General features: G+C 42.7%; 14 protein-coding genes. 3 read left to right on the forward strand and 11 right to left on the reverse strand.

What is annotated here, in order from left to right:
* The 7 genes from WBM98_RS05125 to thrA form a co-directional block, all read right to left on the reverse strand.
* Complete coding sequence (locus tag WBM98_RS05125) at positions 1-711, reverse strand: YebC/PmpR family DNA-binding transcriptional regulator (RefSeq protein ID WP_424364955.1); 711 nt, start codon at positions 709-711, stop codon at positions 1-3.
* A 218-nt stretch (positions 712-929) separates the two neighbouring features.
* Complete coding sequence (locus WBM98_RS05130) at positions 930-1,217, reverse strand: 4a-hydroxytetrahydrobiopterin dehydratase (RefSeq protein WP_424364956.1); 288 nt, start codon at positions 1,215-1,217, stop codon at positions 930-932.
* A gap of 51 nt (positions 1,218-1,268) precedes the next feature.
* Positions 1,269-2,096, reverse strand: a complete 828-nt coding sequence (locus WBM98_RS05135) for a sugar nucleotide-binding protein (protein WP_424364975.1) — start codon at positions 2,094-2,096, stop codon at positions 1,269-1,271.
* 28 nt (positions 2,097-2,124) lie between these two features.
* Positions 2,125-3,210: a glycine cleavage system aminomethyltransferase GcvT gene (gene gcvT, locus WBM98_RS05140; protein ID WP_424364957.1), complete on the reverse strand. Its 1,086-nt coding sequence runs from the start codon at positions 3,208-3,210 to the stop codon at positions 2,125-2,127.
* Between the two features lie 101 nt (positions 3,211-3,311).
* Positions 3,312-4,610 (reverse strand): threonine synthase, encoded by a 1,299-nt coding sequence (gene thrC / locus WBM98_RS05145; RefSeq protein ID WP_424364958.1) that lies wholly within the window; start codon positions 4,608-4,610, stop codon positions 3,312-3,314.
* 47 nt (positions 4,611-4,657) lie between these two features.
* Positions 4,658-5,584 (reverse strand): homoserine kinase, encoded by a 927-nt coding sequence (locus WBM98_RS05150; protein ID WP_424364959.1) that lies wholly within the window; start codon positions 5,582-5,584, stop codon positions 4,658-4,660.
* Between the two features lie 104 nt (positions 5,585-5,688).
* Positions 5,689-8,133: a bifunctional aspartate kinase/homoserine dehydrogenase I gene (gene thrA, locus WBM98_RS05155; protein ID WP_424364960.1), complete on the reverse strand. Its 2,445-nt coding sequence runs from the start codon at positions 8,131-8,133 to the stop codon at positions 5,689-5,691.
* A 269-nt stretch (positions 8,134-8,402) separates the two neighbouring features.
* Here thrA and WBM98_RS05160 point away from each other — a divergent pair, with 269 nt between their 5' ends.
* On the forward strand, positions 8,403-9,950 hold the full coding sequence (locus tag WBM98_RS05160) for an NAD(P)H-hydrate dehydratase (protein ID WP_424364961.1): 1,548 nt from the start codon (positions 8,403-8,405) through the stop codon (positions 9,948-9,950).
* A 27-nt stretch (positions 9,951-9,977) separates the two neighbouring features.
* On the opposite strand, the gene WBM98_RS05165 is transcribed toward WBM98_RS05160, so the two are convergent.
* Positions 9,978-10,382 (reverse strand): STAS/SEC14 domain-containing protein, encoded by a 405-nt coding sequence (locus WBM98_RS05165; protein ID WP_424364962.1) that lies wholly within the window; start codon positions 10,380-10,382, stop codon positions 9,978-9,980.
* 200 nt (positions 10,383-10,582) lie between these two features.
* Positions 10,583-13,132 (reverse strand): ATP-dependent Clp protease ATP-binding subunit, encoded by a 2,550-nt coding sequence (locus tag WBM98_RS05170; protein WP_424364963.1) that lies wholly within the window; start codon positions 13,130-13,132, stop codon positions 10,583-10,585.
* A gap of 261 nt (positions 13,133-13,393) precedes the next feature.
* On the opposite strand from WBM98_RS05170, the gene gyrA reads away from it, so the two are divergent.
* Both gyrA and WBM98_RS05180 read left to right on the forward strand, forming a co-directional pair.
* Positions 13,394-15,928: a DNA gyrase subunit A gene (gyrA, locus tag WBM98_RS05175; protein ID WP_424364964.1), complete on the forward strand. Its 2,535-nt coding sequence runs from the start codon at positions 13,394-13,396 to the stop codon at positions 15,926-15,928.
* 32 nt (positions 15,929-15,960) lie between these two features.
* Positions 15,961-17,223, forward strand: a complete 1,263-nt coding sequence (locus WBM98_RS05180; RefSeq protein ID WP_424364965.1) for a tetratricopeptide repeat protein — start codon at positions 15,961-15,963, stop codon at positions 17,221-17,223.
* Positions 17,224-17,283: 60 nt separating this feature from the next.
* On the opposite strand, the gene WBM98_RS05185 is transcribed toward WBM98_RS05180, so the two are convergent.
* Both WBM98_RS05185 and WBM98_RS05190 read right to left on the reverse strand, forming a co-directional pair.
* Positions 17,284-18,030, reverse strand: coding sequence for an NlpC/P60 family protein (locus tag WBM98_RS05185; RefSeq protein WP_424364966.1), 747 nt, complete (start codon positions 18,028-18,030; stop codon positions 17,284-17,286).
* Between the two features lie 21 nt (positions 18,031-18,051).
* Positions 18,052-19,227, reverse strand: a complete 1,176-nt coding sequence (locus WBM98_RS05190; RefSeq protein ID WP_424364967.1) for an acetyl-CoA C-acyltransferase — start codon at positions 19,225-19,227, stop codon at positions 18,052-18,054.
* Positions 19,228-19,296 lie beyond the last annotated feature (69 nt).

Here is a 19,296-nt window from a genome sequence, read left to right on the forward strand (position 1 = left end):
TTATTCTTCCATGGTATGGTATACATTCTGCACATCATCATCCTCTTCGATTTTTTCGAGTAGTTTTTCAACATCGGCGGCTTCCTCTTCACTCAGTTTTTTAGTCACTTGTGGAATACGCTCAAAACCTGAGGATAAAATTTCAATTTCCCTGTTTTCCAGTTCTTTTTGAATGGCTCCAAAGCTTTCGAATGGGGCGTAGATCAAGATGCCATCCTCATCGACAAAGACTTCTTCCGCGCCAAAGTCGATCATTTCAAGTTCAAGTTCTTCGGGATCAATACCTTCTGCAGGGATTCGGAAATTGCAGGTATGGTCGAACATGAATTCCACGGAACCTGAAGTGCCCAAACTGCCGTTGCATTTGTTGAAATAACTCCGCACATTAGCTACCGTCCTGGTGTTATTGTCGGTTGCCGTTTCTACCAGGATTGCTATTCCGTGGGGAGCATAACCTTCGAACAACACCTCTTTGTAATCACCAAGGCTCTTATCCGTAGCTCTTTTAATAGCCCTTTCAACATTATCTTTGGGCATGTTCACCGATTTGGCATTCTGAATGACCGCTCTAAGTCTTGAATTGGAATCGGGATCGGGACCACCTTCCTTTACGGCCATTACAATGTCCTTGCCAATACGGGTAAACGCCTTTGACATTGCGGACCATCTTTTCATTTTACGTGCCTTCCTAAATTCAAAAGCTCTTCCCATAATTTCTTATTCGTATTGATTTAACAGCCGTAAATTTAATAAAATTTAAAGTGTGATAATTGCCTCTACCAAAGAAGTGGACACGACCGTGACAGCACATGATTAACAGGTATAAGTAACAAATTCAGTAGCATTTGGCAAGTGTCTGGTTTCAAAAGTCTTACCCTTAGTGCAAAGTCTTGCTACATGGGTCAAAATACTTTGGCGATCAATGTGTTTTACTCACTATCAATGATCTCCTCGATGCTTTGGGCCAATTTAAAATCTTTTGAGGTTACCCCTTTGGCATCATGTGTACTCAATCGTATCGTAAGGGTGTTGTACACGTTGCACCATTCAGGATGGTGGTTTTGTGCCTCACATTCAAATGCGATTCGTGTCATGATCGAGAAGGTTTCCTTGAAGTTTTTAAATTCGAAAGTTGTTTCCAACGCACCGTCATTATATTCCCAACCCTTGATTTTTTGAAGTTGTTCCTTTATTTCCGCTTCGTTCAACATAGTCATGGTTTTAGTTTTAGTTAAAGGTATGAAAGCTATGGTGTTATATGCCCAAGATTATTGTAAAAGATGATGGTCTATGATTTCCTGATAGGTCGTCTGTAGGTTTTTGGGAAGTTTGTTACTCTTGGCTAGTACGGCCAAATAACGATCGTCGTTGGTGGTATATACCCTTTTATATATGGGGCTTAGGTTTCCGATTTGCGTCACGATTTCTTTGATAAAGTCCTCATGATGTACCAAATCGTTACTTCCTAAATGGAAAATACCACTTTTATCCTGGTTGATAAGATAATGTATTTGTTGGGTCAATTTATCGTCATGGGTCACATTCATGATCAAATTGGGGAAGACTTCGATGGGTTCGTTGTTCCAAATGTGCTTCTTTATTCGCTTGATACGTGGCGATGAATTACCAAAAACCATGGGCACCCTGAGAATGATTGTTTTGTGGGTCGGCAAACGCATCATCATATTCTCGATCTTTATCTTAAGCCGGCCATAAATACTTTCCGAAAGTGTTTTGTCATGTTCATAGGAAGGATATTTACTATACGCATCGAAAACGTTGGCCGAAGAGATGAACATTAATCTGCAGTCATTTTGGGCAACATATTCTACCAGATGCTGATGGGTTTGGACTTGTGAGGCAAAATTTCCCCGAAGGGCGGAAATAACGATTTGCGGCCGGACCTTTTCCAATAGGGGGAAAATATCATCTACTTCGATGTCAAACTTGAAAAATTGTTGATTGTCTTCAAAGGACCTTCGTGATGCGTTATAGGTGCCATAGGTGTCAAAATATGAACGAAGTTCTCTGTAGATGGCATTGCCGATAAATCCACTTCCTCCTAATATCAATATTTTTTTTCCTCCTTCCACCATCAAAATACATCACATAGTTTATGGGTGCTTAGCCTTTATAAAAAGGGAGTTTCACCACGGTTGCCGAAATGGCATTCTTTCGAATTTGGATATTGATCTTACTACCTGCTTCTGAGAAGATCACAGGTACGTAACCAAGCCCAATGCCTTTGCCCAAAGAGGGCGACATGGTGCCTGAGGTCACATGACCTATGGTTTTTCCTTGTCCGTCAACGATATCATATCCTTGTCGGGGAATACCACGGTCCTCCAATTCAAAACCAACGAGCTTATCTTTTGGTCCATGTTCCTTTTCTTTGGCCAAAGCTTCGCTGTTCACAAAATCTTTTGTGAATTTGGTAATCCAGCCCAAACCTGCCTCCAATGGGGATGTTTCATCGGTAATATCATTGCCATACAGGCAGTATCCCATTTCCAATCGAAGTGTATCCCTTGCAGCCAATCCTATGGGTTTGATGCCGAAATCCGCACCAGCTTCCATTACCTTATCCCAAACTTGTTTTACCTCACTATTCTTACAATAAATTTCAAAACCACCAGAACCCGTATATCCCGTTGCAGATATGATAACAAAGTCAATGCTCGCAAAATCGGCTACCACAAAATTGTAGAACTTGATACCACTTAGATCCACTGATGTCAAGCTTTGCATGGCTGCCACAGCCTTTGGACCTTGAATGGCCAATAGCGAATAATGCTCTGAAAGGTCTTTCATATCAGCATTGAACGCTTTGTTGTATTTTGAAATATGGTCCCAATCCTTTTTGATATTGGAAGCGTTGACCACCAAAAGATAGGTCTCTTCCTTGACCCGATACACGATCAGATCATCCACTATCCCTCCGGTTTCATTGGGCAGGCAGCTATACTGTGCCTTACCTATCGTCAACTTCGAGGCATCGTTTGAGGTGACTTTTTGTATCAGCGCCAAGGCATTAGGGCCTTCGATCAAAAATTCCCCCATATGGGAAACATCAAAAACACCCAACCCATTTCGTACGGTCTCGTGTTCTATCGTAACGCCTTCATAGGAAACAGGCATATTATATCCCGCAAAAGGTACCATTTTAGCCCCAAGGGCTTCATGGGTTTTGGTAAGGGCCGTGTTCTTCATATCCACTGAATTTTAGTTGGGCAAATTTATTGAAAATAAGTAGATGAAATACTTTTCTCGAATTTTGACCGATCGCGTAATTGAAAATTCGCGTAGTCGGATCAATGATTCTGCAACAAATGCGCTTTCAATGCTTGGTAAGTCGCAATTTTAATCGATTTTTTTTCCTTTCCCATTACTTTTTTAATCTGGGATGGAAGGTCTAAGGAAAGACCAATGGTTTCTTCGACCACATCCAAGAATTTTACAGGATGTGCCGTTTCCAGAAAAACACCATAAGTGTCTGGGTTGGCTTCACGATATTTTTGTAAGCCCAAATAACCCACTGCACCATGGGGGTCAGCGATGTAGCCAGAGGTTTTGTAAATGTGCAACATCGCTTTTCTAGTCGCCTCATCGGTAAATGAAGAGGAACTTAGATTTTCTTTCAAAAGGTTGAAATTGTCGTTATACAAATGGCGAATTCGAATAAAGTTACTTGGGTCACCCACATCCATCGCATTGGAAATGGTCGCTGATGATGGTTTGGGACGATATTCCCCCGTATTCATGAATTCAGGAACCGTGTCATTGACATTCGTGGCAGCTATAAAATGTTTTACGGGCATGCCCAATCGTTGTGCCACCATACCGGCGCAAATATTACCGAAATTTCCGCTAGGAACCGAGAACACCAATTCCCTGCCTTTCTTTTTTAGTTGTTTGTACGTAAAAAGAAAATAGAAGAGTTGTGGTAGCCATCGGGCCACATTTATGGAGTTCGCCGAGGTGAGTTGCATTTTGTTCAAGAGATCATGGTCCAAAAATGCGGTTTTCACCATTTTTTGGCAGTCATCAAATGTACCCTCAACCTCCAAGGCCGTAATGTTTTGTCCCAATGTGGTGAGTTGTCTTTCTTGTATATCACTGACCTTTCCGCTGGGATATAGGATAACCACTTTTACGCCATCAACGCCCAGAAAACCGTTGGCAACGGCCCCGCCTGTATCGCCCGAAGTGGCCACCAATACTGTGATTTCAGTATGTTCTCCTTCAGAAAAGTAGCCAAGGCATTGCGCCATAAAACGTGCGCCAACATCCTTAAACGCCATGGTGGGCCCATGAAAAAGTTCTAAGGCGGCAACATTGTCTTCAATCTCAACCACTGGAAAATCAAAGTCCAATACGGTCGTTAGGATATTTCGAAGTTCAGTATCGGGAATATCGGCACCTACGAATTGCCGTATGGCCGTAAAGGCTATTTCCTCATTGGACAACCGTTCAATGTTTTCAAAAAAACTTTGGGGCAAAGGGGTTATGCTTTCCGGAAAGTAGAGTCCCTTATCTGGCGCAATACCCTTTATCACGGCATTCTTAAATGAAACATTTGGGGATTTCTTGTTTAGGCTGTAAAAATTCATGGTTGCAATGGTATCATTTTATATGAACTGACACGACGTTGTTTTTTCTATTTTAGAATCCGTATTCCTACATTATTGATCTTGGATATATGCACATCATGGGCAATGCCTATCTTTTGGTATACCTCTTTCATCGCTTGAGCCACTTTTTCTGCGGTATCCTTACCTTTGCTAAAGGCGAAAATCGAAGGCCCTGACCCTGATATGCCGCATCCCAAAGCCCCGGCCCCCAAGGCGCCGGCCTTAACCTCTTTGAACCCTGGAATAAGAATGGAACGAATGGGCTCTACAATATGGTCTTCAAGGGAACGACCGATCAAATCATAATCTTCGGTAAAAAGGCCTGCGACCAATCCGCCCAAATTACCCCATTGTTTGATACCATCTTTCAAGGTAATATTCGTTTTCAATATTTTTCTTGAATCGGATGTCTTGATTTCGATTTGAGGATGTATGACCGTCGCAACCAATTCCGATGGGGTATTGATGGGTATAATATCCAGAGGTTCATAACTTCGAACCAAAGTAAAACCGCCAAATAGGGCAGGGGCCACATTATCGGCATGGGCGACTCCGCTTGCCAATTTTTCACCTTCCATGGCGAATTCAACCAATTGTAATGTGGTGAACGGTCTATCCAATAATTCGTTCATGGCCCAAACGGCGCCCGTTGAACTTGCGGCACTGCTGCCTATGCCACTTCCGGCCTTGATCTTTTTATAAATCTCGATTTCAAAACCACCCTTGTAATCACTCGCGGCCAAAAAGGCCATTCCTGCAACCCCAGCCACATTTTTATCAGTCTCCATCGGAAGTTCCTGGCCTTCCAAAGTAGTGATAAATACACCTTTTTTCGATATTTTTCGAATGACCATCTCGTCTCCAACGGAATCCAAGGCCACACCAAGGACATCAAAGCCACAGGAAATATTGGCAATGGTCGCCGGACAGAATATTCGTAGTTCGTTTTTCATTCGTTGGTACTAAAGTTGTCTGTTCGAGCGCAGTCGAAAACTTGAAATTCTGGACTTAAATCATCTCAACTGCGCTCGCAATGATTTCTTTTATTCTTTAAAACCTAAAAGTTACCGATTCTTATGATATCGGCAAAGATCCCCGATGCGGTTACATCGGCACCAGCTCCGGCGCCTTTGATGATCATCGGTTGGTTGGGATAGCGTTCCGTATAGAACAATACGATATTGTCACTGCCTTCAAGATTGTAGAAATCATGTCCTTTAGGAATCTGTTGCAGCCCTACACTCGCCTTCCCCGCTTCGAACTGGGCCACATATTTTAATTTGCTGTCATTCGCAACAGCCTTCTGATACAATGCTTGGAAAGAGGATTCGTGTTTTTTCAAGGAAGCGAAGAAATCATCATTATTGGTGGTGTCCAAACTTTCTTGCGGTAAGAAGGAATCGTTAAGTATATCATCGATTTCCAACTGATTACCACTCTCTCGGGCAAGGATAAGTATCTTCCGCATAACATCGATACCGCTTAGGTCTATTTTAGGGTCGGGTTCGGTATACCCTTCTTCCTGGGCCTGTTTAACCACATCGAAAAACGTGGTTTTATCGTTGAAGTTGTTGAACACAAAATTAAGGCTACCCGATAGGACCGCTTGTATTTTTTGAATCTTGTCTCCAGAAGCGATTAGGTGTTTCAGGGTATCGATTATAGGCAAACCGGCCCCTACATTCGTTTCGAAAAGGAATGGGGCATTATATTCCCTGGCCAATTGCTTTAGTTCCATGTAATTTGCGTAATCCGATGAACAAGCGATTTTGTTGCAGGTTACTACCGAGATACTATTTCCCAAATAGGAACCGTAGGTATTTGAGACCGCTGCACTAGCTGTATTATCGACAAAAATACTGTTCCGATAATTTAACGTGTTCACAGTCTCATAGAATTTTGATTTGTCCGCTTTTTCGCCTTCGGCCAACAGACTGCCCCAATTTTTTAAAGCAATGCCATCTTCATCGAAGATCATAGTTCTTGAATTGGAGATACCGATAACCCTTACATTGAGTTTTAGGTTGTCTTTTAGATATTTCTTTTGTTGACTGATTTGGTTGAGAAATTTACCACCCACATTACCAACCCCCATGACAAAGAGATTCAATTGTTTTATGTTCTCTTCAAAGAATTCTTCATGCAGGGCATTCAAGGCTTTTTTGACATCTTCCTTATTGATGACCGCCGAAATATTGCGTTCGGAAGCCCCTTGGGCTATAGCCCTGATGTTCACGTTGTTCTTACCTAGGGTGCTGAACATTTTACCGCTTAGTCCTTGATGACTTTTCATATTATCCCCTACTAAGGCGATGATGGCGAGATTTTTTTCAACCACAACGGGATTGATCTTACCACTGCTCATTTCATATTCAAAGGCCTCATTGACAGCCTGCTCGGCCTCAACGACATCGGCTTCTGAAATTCCCACACATATGGAATGCTCTGATGACGCCTGGGTAATGAGTACAACACTGATATTGGATAGGAAAAGCACTTCGAAAAAGCGTTTTGATATTCCGGGAATACCTACCATTCCTGGTCCTTCAAGCGATAAAAGGGCTATGTGTTCAACATGGGTGATCCCTCGTACCGTTTTCCCTTTTTCATTCCTGTTCTTGGTTATGATGGTTCCTTGATTACCTGGATCAAAGGTGTTTTTTATTTGGATCGAAATCCCTTTGGCGAGTACCGGTTGTATGGTTGGGGGATATAATACCTTAGCCCCGAAATGAGAGAGTTCCATGGCTTCCTCATACGAAATATGTGGAATCGCCTTGGCTTGCTTCACCAGTTTGGGATTAGCCGTGTACATACCACTGACATCGGTCCAGATTTCCAATAATTCCGCATTGATCGCAGCGGCGACTATGGCGGCCGTATAATCAGAACCTCCCCGACCCAAGGTAGTCGAGTCCCCATTCTCGGACGATGCAATGAAACCCGCCATAACGATGATCTTATGGGGTGTTGCCGAAATGAAATCCTGGCAAAGCGCATTGGTCAACTTAAAATTGACTACGGTTTTACCATTGACAGTGTTGGTTTTGATGAGTTCACGGCTATCTTTATGGACGATGTCCAAGCCTTGTTCTTTAAAGAATTCCGCAATGATGTACGAGGATAATAATTCCCCATAGCTTACGATCTTATCTGAAAGTTTGGGTGTTGATTCACCAATTAAAAATGCACCTTCCAAGAGGGTTTCCAAGGCGTTCAGTTCGCTTTTGACCTTGCTCAATATCCTGCTTTGGGAAGCGATAGGAATAAGTTCCTTGATGGTTTGCAAGTGCCGGTCCTCGATATCCTTTAAAAGGGATTTATAGGTATCGTCTTGTAAAGCAGCAAGTTCGGCGGCCTTCAATAACAAATCCGTTATGCCCCCCAAGGCAGAAACGACGACAATGTTCTTATCATTATCGGAACTTGACACAATGTTTTTTACTAAGGTTATATTTTGGGCATTGGCGACCGAAGTGCCGCCGAATTTTAATACTTTCATGCGGTATATTGATTAACTGATACTAAGATATTCTGGGCGATAAATCGCAAAAAGGGATAGGATGATATGTAGCTTGTTACCCCAATGGGGTCGTACGCAAAATGGTGGTATTGCACCCATTGTTCAATGAAGAAAATAAAGTTGCTATGTTCGAATTGTTGAAAAGCATGGTTCGATATAAGCTTCAAAAGTAGTATTTTTGGACAGCTAATCAAACGTTTCCCATTATTTTTATGGAATTGGCAAAAATTACCAAAAATTCTTACTGAATGAAATTTTTTACTGCGGAGCAGATTTATGCTGCTGATAAATCCACAATCGATAAACAGCAAATTTCGAGTATTGACCTCATGGAGCGTGCAGCCCTTCAAATATTCAACTGGCTACATGTGCGTATGCAGGGCGCACAGGTGAAGATTCATCTCTTTTGTGGTATTGGCAATAATGGTGGGGACGGTTTGGCCTTGGCAAGGCATTTAAAGGAGCACGGTTATAACTTTGAAGTGAATGTGGTCAATTACAGCGATAAGCGATCTAAGGATTTTCTGATCAATCTCGACCGCCTGAAAGAACGTAAAGTTTGGCCTAATTTTTTGGAAAGTGACTGTGAATTTGCCGAAATAGGCAAGGACGATATTATTATAGACGCGATATTCGGAATTGGATTGAATAGGACCCCGGATCTTTGGGTCGGTAAACTCATGCAGCATTTGAACGCTTCAGAAGCATTTATTCTGGCAATAGACATACCATCGGGCCTATTCATGAACAAGGCTATCGAAGATGTGGATAGGGTCATCAAAGCGAATCATATATTGAGTTTCCAAGTACCGAAGTTGGTTTTTTTCTTACCTGAAACCGGGGTTTTTTGCAATCAATGGGAGGTGGTCGATATTGGGTTGGACCCAGCTTATTTGATGGCCACGGAAACGGAATATGAGCTTATTGGGAAAAACGAAGTGCTTCCGATGTACAAGCCAAGGGAGAAGTTTTCGCATAAAGGCACCTATGGGCATTCGTTGATCATTGGTGGGAGTTATGGCAAAATTGGGGCTGTTGTGCTTGCCGCCAGGGCCTGTTTGACTTCGGGCAGTGGTTTGGTCACTGCATATGTGCCGAGTTGTGGGTATGTGCCCCTGCAAGTGTCGCTACCTGAGATCATGGTGATCACTGACAAAAACGAAAGGGCTATTGAAGAAATAGCGTTTGATATAAAACCCACCGTAATAGGAATAGGCGTTGGTTTGGGGATGGCATCCGATACGGCTGATGCGCTATCAAAATTTCTGGAAGCGAACAAAGGACTCTTGGTCATTGATGCGGACGGCCTGAATTTGCTAGCAGAACATAAAGCTTTATTGAAGAAATTGCCATCAAAAGCTATTTTGACCCCTCACCCCAAAGAGCTGGAACGCTTGATGGGCCCTTGGAAAGACGATTTCGATAAAATGAAAAAGGCCAAATTGTTCTCAAAAAAACATGATGTTATCCTGGTTATCAAGGGAGCCCATACCATTACCATTTATGACGGTCATGGCTATGTGAATGCAACAGGCAATCCTGGGATGGCAACCGCCGGAAGCGGGGATGCCTTGACCGGAATCATAACCGGATTGATAGCACAAGGGTATGCACCATTAGAAGCTACTATTTTTGGAGTGTATCTGCATGGAAGGGCCGGTGACATTGCCATAGAACAGATTGGCTATCAGGCTTTGACGGCCTCAAAACTGATCGATGCCGTCGGTTTGGCATTTGTGGACTTGTTTAAAATGCCCGAACCCCCAGAAGGGGAAGCGCCCCAAGAGGATCAATAAGAGTGTCTTAAAGGTAGGAAGTATATCTTATTTTGCGGACTTGACTCTTTTCTTGACCCATGATAAGGCATTATCATATTCAATGAAAAACTTCATAGGTTTTTTATAGAAAAGTTTCTCAATCTTGAAATTGTGCATATCTATTTCCTTGACAGAAACGATGGCAAAGGCCTTCATATTCTCGAGTTCCCTCAAATAGGTGTAAACCGTTGGGTCTATAGCATAGGAATGCTTCCGGAGACTGATATAACCAAAGGGTTTGTCCCTAAAATGTATTTCGGAAATACCGATGATCTGATATGTTCTTTCTAGGGTAAGTGTGGCACCTTCCTCCAAAATGGCAACCATGTAATTCTCATAAACCTGTACTATTCCTATGCCTAAATTGTATTCTCTGACAATGATGGTTTTCTTTCGTGATCCCACATTCATTTCATATATATTATAGTGTCTTAAACGAATGTAGAAGTAAGTCCCATCATTAGATAAAAAATTAGACTAAAGGCTTAAATATCGTGTATACTGCGATTACGGCGTGGGTCTTGTATTTTATTTCCTACGTTTAACTACCCTTAAAAAAGAAAAGGGAGTCAATACGATTGACTCCCTGATTAAAGTATTTTCAAAAACCTCTATGTCTTGGAGGATTTTTCGGCCTTCTTGATTTTTATGGTAAGGGTATCATTTTTCTTATCAAGGTCCATGAAAATGCTATCCCCTTCTTCGAGCTTGGAGTTCACGATTTCCTCAGCAAGGGTGTCCTCAATATATTTTTGGATGGCCCTCTTTAAGGGTCGTGCCCCATATTGCTTGTCAAAGCCTTTTTCGGCGATATAGTCCTTGGCCTTATCAGTCAGGTTCAGGTGATACCCTATATCCTTGATTCGGGCGTATAGTTTCTCCAATTCAATATCGATGATCTTGTGTATATGTTCCCTTTCCAAGGAATTGAAGACTATGACATCATCGATCCTATTCAGGAACTCGGGTGCAAATGCCTTTTTCAACGCATTTTCAATCACGCTTTTTTGATACGTATCGACCTGCGATTTTTTCGCGGCGGTACCAAATCCCACACCTTGCCCAAAATCCTTCAATTGTCGTGCCCCAATATTCGAGGTCATTATAATAATGGTATTCCTGAAATCGATTTTCCTTCCCAGACTATCCGTTAGGTAACCATCATCAAGAACTTGCAACAACATATTGAATACATCGGGATGTGCTTTTTCAACCTCATCCAACAAGATGACGGAATAAGGTTTGCGTCTTACCTTTTCGGTCAATTGCCCACCCTCTTCATAGCCAACATACCCTGGAGGTGCCCCTACCAATCTTGAAATGGCAAATTTCTCCATGTATTCGCTCATGTCAATACGTATCAAGGCGTCTTCAGAGTCGAATAGTTCCTTTGCAAGAACCTTGGCCAATTGGGTTTTACCTACGCCCGTCTGTCCTAGGAAGATAAACGATCCTATGGGTTTGTTGGGGTCTTTCAACCCGGCACGGTTTCTTTGAATGGCCTTGGCGACTTTGGCTACGGCTTCATCCTGGCCTATGACGTTGGCCTTTATAAGGTTTGGCAATTCTGCCAGTTTATTGCTTTCGGTTTGTGCGATCCTATTGACAGGGATTCCGCTCATCATGGAAACGACATCGGCAACATTATCCTCTGTAACGACCTCTTTATGCAATTTACTATCCTCTTCCCATTTTTCTTGGGCTATTGCAAGTTCCTTTTCCAATCTTTTTTCGTCATCCCGCAATTTGGCCGCTTCCTCGTATTTCTGTTTTTTTACAACATTGTTCTTGAGTTCACGAACATCCTCAAGTTGTTTTTCAAGCTCTAGGATCTGTTTGGGGACATCCATATTTACGATATGTACCCGCGAACCGGCCTCATCCAAGGCATCGATGGCCTTGTCGGGTAAAAACCGATCGGTCATGTACCTATTGGTCAATTTCACACAGGCCAAAATAGCCTCATCGGTATACGACACATTGTGATGATCCTCGTATTTTCCTTTAATGTTCTGAAGAATCTCTATGGTTTCGTCAACAGAGGTTGGCTCAACAATCACTTTTTGGAACCTACGTTCCAAGGCCCCATCCTTTTCTATATATTGTCGATACTCGTCCAAGGTAGTGGCACCAATACATTGAATCTCGCCTCTAGCCAAAGCGGGTTTGAACATATTCGAGGCATCTAAGCTTCCCGTTGCCCCACCAGCACCAACAATGGTATGTATTTCATCTATAAACAGTATGACATCCTCATTTTTTTCGAGCTCGTTCATCACCGCTTTCATACGTTCCTCGAATTGCCCACGATATTTTGTGCCGGCAACTAGGGAGGCCAAGTCTAAAGTGACAACCCGTTTGTTGTACAAGATCCTAGAGACCTTTTTATTGATTATCCGCAAGGCCAGACCTTCGGCAATGGCGCTTTTGCCCACACCAGGTTCCCCGATCAATAGCGGATTGTTCTTTTTTCGTCGACTTAATATCTGCGATACCCTTTCGATTTCCTTTTCACGACCTACAACGGGGTCCAGTTTATTCTCTTCGGCCATTTGGGTCAAATCCCTACCAAAGTTATCAAGGACCGGGGTTTTTGATTTTTTACTGCCTTTTTGCCCCGAAGCAGATCCGAAGGTGCCCTCTTTTCCTGCACTGGGATCATCCGAATCACTAGGAAAGGATTCTGAGGTAGGTGAATCAACTATTTCATCATCGCTTGTTATCATAAACTTGAATTGTTCCTTTACCCCATCGTAATCAACTTTCAACTTATGGAGTAATTTGGTCGTTGGGTCATTTTCATTTCTGAGAATGCACAATAAAAGGTGTGCCGTATTGATTGAAGAACTTTGAAAAAGTTTCGCTTCAAGAAATGTCGTTTTCAAAGCGCGTTCTGCCTGTCTGGTCAAGTGTAGGTTCTTCTTGTCTTTTTGCATACCGCTTGGGTTCGGATTCGATGGACTTAGAATTTCCACTTTTCTACGCAAGTGGTCCAAATCAACATCCAAAGCATCCAAAATACTGATTGCCTTTCCATTTCCATCGCGAAGAAGACCCAGCATCAAATGTTCGGTGCCAATAAAATCGTGGCCCAACCGTAACGCCTCTTCCTTGCTGTACGCAATTACATCCTTAACCCTTGGGGAAAAATTATCATCCATATAATAGTATCCTTTCAGCCATAAAATTAGTAAAACATTACCAATCTAGACCAAATACTGTACCTATAATCGTTAAACATGTCCTAAATGACGAAAAAAGCATCACTTTACAAAATAATTAACATTGAAATTATCAACGAAATAAGGAGGAAAAGGTGTTGATAAATTATTGCATAAAGTCGGTGATATGTGCCTTGAAAGGTCTCAAAATACGTATATTGCCTTGCTTTTTTTACTAAATTAAAAAGATAAAATTCTAGAATGGCAGAAGGAGAAAAATTGATTCCTATCAACATTGAAGACGAAATGAAGTCGGCCTACATTGATTATTCGATGTCGGTCATTGTGTCACGTGCCTTGCCTGATGTCAGGGATGGATTGAAACCTGTTCACAGAAGGGTGCTTTTTGGCATGCATGAATTAGGGGTAAGGTCGAACAGTGCGCATAAAAAATCGGCTCGTATTGTCGGTGAGGTTTTGGGTAAGTACCATCCACATGGGGATACTTCGGTGTACGACGCCATGGTGCGTATGGCCCAAGAATGGAGTTTGAGATATATGTTGGTAGACGGTCAGGGTAACTTTGGTTCCATTGATGGGGACAGTCCCGCAGCCATGCGGTATACCGAGGCGAGAATGCGAAAGATCGCCGATGATATGTTAATAGATATCGATAAGGACACGGTGGATCATCAGTTGAACTTTGATGATTCCCTACAAGAGCCTACCGTACTTCCTACCCGAATCCCTAATTTATTGGTGAATGGGGCATCGGGGATCGCTGTGGGTATGGCAACGAATATGCCGCCACATAACCTCTCTGAGGTGGTCGACGGTACCGTGGCCTATATAGAGAACAATGACATTGAAATCGACGAGCTCATAACCCATATCAAAGCACCTGACTTTCCGACAGGCGGCATCATATATGGGTATGAAGGGGTAAAAGAAGCCTTTCATACCGGAAGGGGTAGAGTGGTCATGCGTGCCAAGGCCATCATTGAGGAGGTACAGGGGCGCGAGTGTATTATCGTGACCGAGATTCCCTATCAGGTCAATAAGGCCGATATGATAAAAAAGACCGCCGATTTGGTCAATGATAAAAAAATCGAAGGTATTTCTTCGATCCGTGATGAATCGGACAGAAAGGGGATGCGTATCGTGTATATCCTAAAAAGGGATGCCATTCCGAATATTGTGTTGAACACCTTGTATAAATACACCTCCTTGCAATCATCGTTCAGCGTAAATAATATTGCTTTGGTCAATGGTCGGCCCCAAATGTTGAATGTTAAGGAGATGATTCACTATTTCGTCGAGCACAGGCATGAAGTGGTGGTTCGAAGGACCAAGTTTGAACTTAAAAAAGCGGAGGACAGGGCGCATATCCTTGAGGGATTGATCATAGCCTCCGATAACATAGATGAGGTAATTGCGATCATTAGGGCATCTTCCAATGCCGATGAGGCTCGGGAGAAATTAATGGAGCGGTTTAAACTGAGTGAGATCCAGGCCAAGGCGATCGTAGAAATGAGGCTTCGTCAACTTACCGGCCTAGAACAGGATAAATTGCGCACTGAATATGATGAAGTAATCAATACCATTGCTGATTTAAAGGATATTCTAGAGCATAAAGACCGAAGAATGCAGATCATCAAGGATGAACTTCTTGAAGTGAAGGAGAAATATGGGGATGAAAGACGTTCTGAAATCAACTTTGCAGGGGGTGATCTTAGTATTGAGGATATGATTCCCGATGAGCAGGTGGTTATTACCATTTCGCATGCCGGTTACATCAAAAGAACACCACTGACCGAATATAAGACCCAAAATAGGGGCGGGGTAGGCCAAAAGGCATCTTCTACAAGGAATGAGGATTTCTTGGAACATCTGTTCGTTGGTACCAACCACCAATACATGTTGTTCTTCACCCAAAAAGGAAAATGTTTCTGGATGCGGGTGTATGAGATCCCTGAAGGAAGCAAAACCTCAAAAGGGAGAGCCATCCAGAATCTGATCAATATTGAGCAAGACGACAAGGTCAAGGCTTTTATCTGTACCCAAGATCTTAAGGATGAGGATTATGTAAATAACCATTACGTCATCATGGCCACCAAAAAAGGGACGGTCAAAAAAACTTCCTTGGAGCAATATTCACGACCACGACAGAATGGTATCAATGCCATTAGTATACGCGAGGACGATGAATTGCTGGAAGCTAAACTGACAACAGGAACCAGCGAGATCTTTCTAGGACTCAAATCAGGGAAAGCCATTCGATTCGAAGAGAGTAAAACAAGACCGATGGGTCGAAATGCTTCGGGAGTAAGAGGTATTCGACTTGCAGATAAAAATGATGAGGTCATAGGCATGGTCTCGGTCCACAATTTTGATGAGGAGATTCTTGTGGTTTCCGAAAATGGCTATGGTAAGCGCTCAAGCATCGAAGATTATAGGGTAACGAATCGTGGCGGTAAAGGTGTAAAGACGATTTCAATAACAGACAAAACAGGGGGACTGGTAGCCATCAAAAATGTCTCGGACTCCGATGACCTGATGATCATAAACAAATCGGGTATCGCCATACGTATGAGCGTTGAGGATTTGCGTGTTATGGGAAGGGCCACACAAGGGGTCAAGCTGATCAATATCAAGGGTAACGATAGCATTGCGGCCGTTGCCAAGGTCATGAAGGATGATGAAGCTGTAGATGAAGTCAATCTTATGGATATGGAAGTAAAAACCGAAGATGGCACGGCTATTGATAATGAAAGTTCCGAAGAAACAAAAGAGTAATCAATAAACACTAATATTTTAATTAATTCGAAATGAAGACTAAAATTTTAATACTTGCGGCGCTGTCCTGTACAATGGTTGGGTTCGCTCAAAAGGACGAAATCAAAGCCGCTGAAAAAGCCCTAAAAGGAGGTGATGCCAATGGTGCCAAAACAACACTCGAGGCCGCCGCCGGAGCAATTTCAGGGGCCGATGAAAAAGTACAGGCACAGTACTATTATTTAAGAGGTAAAATTTATGCCGACTTGGCCAAGAAAGGCGATGGTAGTGCTTTTGAAACTGCAGTTTCCTCGTATCAAAAATCAAGTGATATCGAAAAGAGCAGTGGAAAGGTCAAGTACGGAAAAATGATCGAGCAAGAATTATCGACTTTAGCGGGTGACATGGTGAAATCGGCTATTGAAGATAATAATAACAAGGATTTCAAACAAGCCGGAGAAAAGCTATACATGAGCTATAAGCTTAGCCCCAAAGACACCCTTTATCTTTATTATGCTGCTAGTAGTGCCGTCAATGGCGGAGAGTACGAGCAAGCTTTGAACTATTATAATGAGCTCAAGGAAGTAGGTTATGACGGAGGTGGCATAGAGTACAAGGCCACGAATGTTGCCACTGGGGAAGAAGAGGTAATGAACAAGGTTCAAAGGGACTTGATGGTGAAATCAGGTACTTATAAGGATCCCGTTGATGAGAAATCACCATCGAAAAAAGCGGAGATCGTGAAGAACATGGCCCTTATCTATACCCAATTAGGACAAGATGATAAGGCTTTGGATGCCTATAAGGAGGCTCGTGCCGATAACCCTAAAGATGTGAACCTGATTTTGAATGAGGCGAATCTGCATTATAAATTAGGCGATAAGGACAAATTCAAAGAACTTATGGCCGAGGCTGCAACGGTAGCTCCTGATAATCCAGATTTGCACTATAACATCGGTGTGATCAACATGGAGCAGGATCATATTGAAGAAGCAAGGGCTGCCTATAGAAGAACACTTGAAATCAACCCTGGGTATACCAATGCCCAATTGAATCTTTCAACCACTTACATCAATGAAGGCAACGGATTGATCGATGAGATGAATACCTTAGGGAACTCAAAAGCTGATATTGCCAGATATGATGAGTTGAAACAAAAGAAAGATGATTTGTTCCGTGAGGGAGCCACTGTTTTGGAAGAGGCCCTGAAGACCAACCCTGACAACCAAGCGATTCTGACCCAATTGAAGAATATTTATGGCGCTATGGGTGACAATGAGAATTTTATGCGATTGAAAAAGCTATTGGGAGAATAGTTTAAATCCATGCTACTAAAAAAAAGTCCTGGCCAATTCGCCAGGACTTTTTTTTATCTCCTAAATGATCTGTTTGATGACCCTAAGTTTATGGGTATAGGTTTTGGAATCATAATTAAAGATTCCGGTATGATCCAAACGGTCTATACGAACCTTGCCATGCACATGAATGATATAATTGTTTTCCATGATAATTCCCACGTGGTCGATGATACCTTCATTATTATCGAAAAAGGCCAAATCCCCAGTCTCCGATTCCTCGATAAAACTTAAGGCCGTACCTTGGGAAGCCTGTTCTGTGGCATTTCTAAGTAGGTTGTACCCATTGATTCTATAAACCATTTGCGTAAACCCTGAGGCATCTACCCCAAAAGGTGTCTTACCTCCCCATAAATAAGGTGTATTCAAGTATAACAAGGCGGTATTGATCAGGTTCGACTTCTGTTGCGATGACGCGATGGAGTTGCCCTCATGAACATGATTCGATTTTTTATGGATCACTGAACCCAAGACAATAGGTAATAGCAGGTTCTTATCCAATTCAACATAGGAAACCAGGTCCACGGTATGCGCTGGGCAGGCATCTTCCATTAGATCGGTATAGGCTGATTCTTCGATGAATGTTAGCTGTAAATTTTGAATCCACCCCTCACAGTTGTCAAATGCGGACCTTATTTTACTCCACTGTTTCCGCTGTTCAAGCACCTTATAGTGTTCGCCATACAACAATTGGGATACCATCTCTGCTGTTTCCTCTGCACAAGCCCTGATAGGAACAATGCTCAAATGACAAATACCGTATTGCATAGTATCAATTGCAGTAATTATTTAGTTCCTTTCCACAATCATGGCAGATGCTCCACCACCACCATTACAAATAGCGGCAGCACCGATTTTGGCATTTTTTTGTTCCAAGATATTTAACAGGGTTATAATGATACGCGCACCTGAACATCCCAAGGGGTGACCTAAAGAAACCGCCCCTCCATTTACATTTACATGGGAATCTTGAAGTCCCAATAATTTCATGTTCGCCAAACCCACTACAGAAAAGGCCTCATTGAATTCAAAATAATCGACATCGTTCATCGTTATTCCGGCTTTTTTCAACGCCTTCGGCAACGCTTTGGCCGGTGCCGTGGTAAACCATTTTGGTTCTTGGGCCGCATCGGCATAACTACGTATGGTTGCCAATGGGGTAAGATTCAATTCCTGAGCCTTTTGAGAACTCATTAAAACCAGGGCAGCAGCACCATCATTAATGGTAGAGGCATTCGCGGCTGTGACCGTCCCATCTTTTGTGAAGGCCGGACGCAGGGCTGGAATTTTATCGATTTTTACATTCTTGTATTCTTCATCTTCGGAAACAATGATCGGTTCCCCTCTTCTTTGTGGAACTTCAACAGGGATTACTTCATTATCGAACTTTCCTTCCTTCCATGCCTTGGCCGATCTTTGGTACGACTGAATGGCAAAGTTGTCTTGGTCTTCCCTTGAGAATTTATATTCCAATGCGCAGGCATCGGCACAGACACCCATCGCATTTTCATCATAAGCATCGACCAGGCCATCTTTTTGCATACCATCCATAAACGTAGTTGGTCCAAATTTAATACCATTCCTAAGATGCGCATAATGGGGTATAAGACTCATATTCTCCATGCCGCCTGCGACCGCAATCGAGATATCACCTAATGCAATTGCCTGTGCGGCTTGCATTATGGCTTTCATTCCGGATGCACATACTTTGTTTACCGTGGTACAGGGCACAGTATCAGGGATCCCTGCGAAGATGGCCGCCTGTCTTGCCGGAGCTTGTCCGCTACCGGCCTGGACCACATGGCCCATGAGCACCTCATCTACCAGATTGGGGGCTAACTTGATCTTTTCCAATGCACCCTTAATGGCTATGGCACCCAGTTTTGGGGCTGGTATCGTTGATAACCCACCCATAAAACTTCCGATGGGGGTTCTGACTGCGGAAACTATGACAACATCATTCATGACCATATGTTTTATGTTGCGAAATTAATAAATTAAAGTGCAATCAAAATGGATGTTGTGACAAAAGGT

Source organism: Maribacter sp., from assembly GCF_049667165.1.
Classification (GTDB): Bacteria; Bacteroidota; Bacteroidia; order Flavobacteriales; family Flavobacteriaceae; genus Maribacter_A.

Coding starts and splice junctions, on each gene's coding strand:
- WBM98_RS05125 (WP_424364955.1), bottom strand. CDS start 711: ATGGGAAGAGCTTTTGAATTTAGGAAGGCACGTAAAATGAAAAGATGG.
- WBM98_RS05130 (WP_424364956.1), bottom strand. CDS start 1,217: ATGACTATGTTGAACGAAGCGGAAATAAAGGAACAACTTCAAAAAATC.
- WBM98_RS05135 (WP_424364975.1), bottom strand. CDS start 2,096: ATGGTGGAAGGAGGAAAAAAAATATTGATATTAGGAGGAAGTGGATTT.
- gcvT (WP_424364957.1), bottom strand. CDS start 3,210: ATGAAGAACACGGCCCTTACCAAAACCCATGAAGCCCTTGGGGCTAAA.
- thrC (WP_424364958.1), bottom strand. CDS start 4,610: ATGAATTTTTACAGCCTAAACAAGAAATCCCCAAATGTTTCATTTAAG.
- WBM98_RS05150 (WP_424364959.1), bottom strand. CDS start 5,584: ATGAAAAACGAACTACGAATATTCTGTCCGGCGACCATTGCCAATATT.
- thrA (WP_424364960.1), bottom strand. CDS start 8,133: ATGAAAGTATTAAAATTCGGCGGCACTTCGGTCGCCAATGCCCAAAAT.
- WBM98_RS05160 (WP_424364961.1), top strand. CDS start 8,403: ATGAAATTTTTTACTGCGGAGCAGATTTATGCTGCTGATAAATCCACA.
- WBM98_RS05165 (WP_424364962.1), bottom strand. CDS start 10,382: ATGAATGTGGGATCACGAAAGAAAACCATCATTGTCAGAGAATACAAT.
- WBM98_RS05170 (WP_424364963.1), bottom strand. CDS start 13,132: ATGGATGATAATTTTTCCCCAAGGGTTAAGGATGTAATTGCGTACAGC.
- gyrA (WP_424364964.1), top strand. CDS start 13,394: ATGGCAGAAGGAGAAAAATTGATTCCTATCAACATTGAAGACGAAATG.
- WBM98_RS05180 (WP_424364965.1), top strand. CDS start 15,961: ATGAAGACTAAAATTTTAATACTTGCGGCGCTGTCCTGTACAATGGTT.
- WBM98_RS05185 (WP_424364966.1), bottom strand. CDS start 18,030: ATGCAATACGGTATTTGTCATTTGAGCATTGTTCCTATCAGGGCTTGT.
- WBM98_RS05190 (WP_424364967.1), bottom strand. CDS start 19,227: ATGAATGATGTTGTCATAGTTTCCGCAGTCAGAACCCCCATCGGAAGT.